Below are 2,295 nucleotides of genomic sequence, written 5' to 3' on the forward strand. Positions count from 1 at the left end.
AGGAACAAAACAACTCGTGAGTATAACTGATTTAATCCAAAAAGGCGGAGTGGCCATGTGGCCGCTGCTTTTTCTGTCTATTTTAGCTCTTAGCACTATTATCGAACGAATTTGGTTTTGGAGTCGTACTCTCCTCAGTGAGGGCCAGATTTTAAATCGCATTATGGAATCCGCCATCCGTAACTGGGATTTGGCGGCAAAAGTCGCCGGAGATTCCCGCAATCACCCCATTGGTAGCTATCTCTACGCACCCCTGCGCTTAGAAAATCCAGATCCAGAGGTTTTTCACTTTGCCCTCGAATCGGCTGCCGATGAACAATTATCCCTAATGAAACGGGGCGATAAAATCCTTGAGGCAGTCATTGCCCTTTCTCCCCTGTTAGGATTATTAGGGACGGTACTCGGTTTAATTACCTCTTTGGCCAATATTCAATTAAGTGACCTGGGAACTTCCTCGACGGCGGGAGTAACTTTAGGTATTAGTGAAGCTTTAATTTCCACCGCTACCGGCCTAATTGTCGCTATTTTTAGCCTCGCTTTCTATCGTGTTTTTCAGGGACTCTGGTTCAATCAAGCCCGAATTTTTCGCAAGGCCGGCAGTGATTTAGAAATTATCTACCGCCAACGCTGGTTACACCAAGAAGACCAACAATACGCCCTCAGTGCTAACCTAGAAAAACCTCTCGATCGCTAAATCTCTCCCTTATCAAGCATGGCCGAAACTAAATCTCTTAACCACAAAAAGCCAAAAAGTAGCCATATTACGGCTCGTCCGCTCAAATTATGGCATGATCAACACCGCATTCAAGAGGATGTGCAGGTTAATATCATTCCCTTGATCGATGTAATTTTCTGTATCCTCACTTTCTTTATTCTCGGTGCAGTGGGATTATCTCGCCAACAGGCTATCAGTCTCGATTTACCGAAAGCTAGTACCGCCACCACCCCGATGCGGGAAATGTTGGTGGTTAGTCTCGATGATTTCGGACAACTCTACGTCGAAAAACAAATGGTGACTCGCGCCCAGTTGTTCGAGGCGATCAAGAATTATCATCAATATAGTCCCAATGGACTGATGGTACTGAATGCCTCCAGAAATGCCAGTTATAACGAAGTGGTTGGGGTTTTAGACCTACTGCGACAGGTAGGCGGTGATCGTGTGGCTTTAGCGACTCTATCGGGGGAGGCTAATAATCCCACCCTGGAAAATAGCAATCCTTTGCCCAATTTGCCGACTAATCCCACCTTGCCCAGTTTACCCCATCCTCTGGGCAGCAATTAACTAGGAATGGATGCGATAGCTGAGTAATTGTTCTTCGAGGGCGGCAATGCGATTGTAGGCCGCTGTCAATTGTGCCGTTAATCGGCGAATTTGGATTTCATCGGCAAAAGAATTATCGCCATTGACAGCTGGCGCTTGTTTGCCACCGTGATCCCGGAGAATATCTTTATGATCGTAGAGGCTATTATCGGATAACTCGGAAAAACCGACCATTTCCAGAGATTCTCGCCGGGAATGACTCGATTTATCCCCAGCTAGGATAGCAATTTGCTGGCTGAGGCTTTCGACAATATCCTGTAAACGCTCGACTTTCTGCTCAAGACTGATAATCTGTTGTTGTAGTCCATTCATGCAATTACCTAGGGATAAAGGAGGTTTCCCCTCTATGCTAGGCTCTGGAGGAAATGGGCTATAACAATTTCTGATTGATTTAACGATCCCTTTACTGCCCTTAACGAAAATATGGCACGGGAAGTCCCCACACGAGACCGAAGCAGGATGGGGATGTGCCGAGTGCCTCCTTTCCCCTTGATCAAAACCTATGCCACAACAAGGACTTAAGCATATTTTGAGACTTTTTAGAATGAAATAGCCCTGGCATCGGTAATCGCACTCGACATAAAAATTAGCTCACCAATCTAGATAAAATTTCTCGATGAATTAAAGCTCGATCGATTAAAAAATGTTTGCGATCGCTGGTTAATCCCTCTCCATTGGCATAAAAATCAATCCAAGTGGCACTAATATCATTAACTGCCTCTGGTAACTGATCTAATTCCCAACCCGGCATCGGTACTTCGGCAATTAATCGCGACACTTTCGGATCATAACTAAGGGCAAAACAACGACAATCTTCTGCCGCGGCCATAATTAAACTATGAAAGCGCATTCCGATCACCATTTCTACCCCACGAAATAAGCCTTTTAACTGTCTTGGATCCTCTAAGCTAATGATTTGATAATTTTCCCTTAATTGACGGGCTACAGCTTCACAGAGGGGCAAATCCCGCGAC

At 45.3% G+C, this 2,295-nt stretch carries 4 protein-coding genes; 2 read left to right on the top strand and 2 right to left on the bottom strand.

Features of this window, described 5'->3' with window-relative positions:
• The first annotated feature begins 55 nt into the window (after positions 1 to 55).
• Positions 56 to 694, top strand: a complete 639-nt coding sequence (locus PX481_RS20165) for a MotA/TolQ/ExbB proton channel family protein (protein ID WP_002760669.1) — start codon at positions 56 to 58, stop codon at positions 692 to 694.
• A gap of 18 nt (positions 695 to 712) precedes the next feature.
• Positions 713 to 1,282, top strand: a complete 570-nt coding sequence (locus PX481_RS20170) for an ExbD/TolR family protein (protein WP_288028180.1) — start codon at positions 713 to 715, stop codon at positions 1,280 to 1,282.
• On the opposite strand, the gene PX481_RS20175 is transcribed toward PX481_RS20170, so the two are convergent.
• Together PX481_RS20175 and PX481_RS20180 are read right to left on the bottom strand one after the other, a co-directional pair.
• Positions 1,283 to 1,633, bottom strand: a complete 351-nt coding sequence (locus PX481_RS20175; protein ID WP_002760665.1) for a hypothetical protein — start codon at positions 1,631 to 1,633, stop codon at positions 1,283 to 1,285.
• 274 nt (positions 1,634 to 1,907) lie between these two features.
• On the bottom strand, positions 1,908 to 2,295 hold a 388-nt coding region (locus tag PX481_RS20180), incomplete at its 5' end, for a polysaccharide pyruvyl transferase family protein (RefSeq protein ID WP_288095655.1).

Source organism: Microcystis sp. M53603_WE2 (assembly GCF_030065435.1).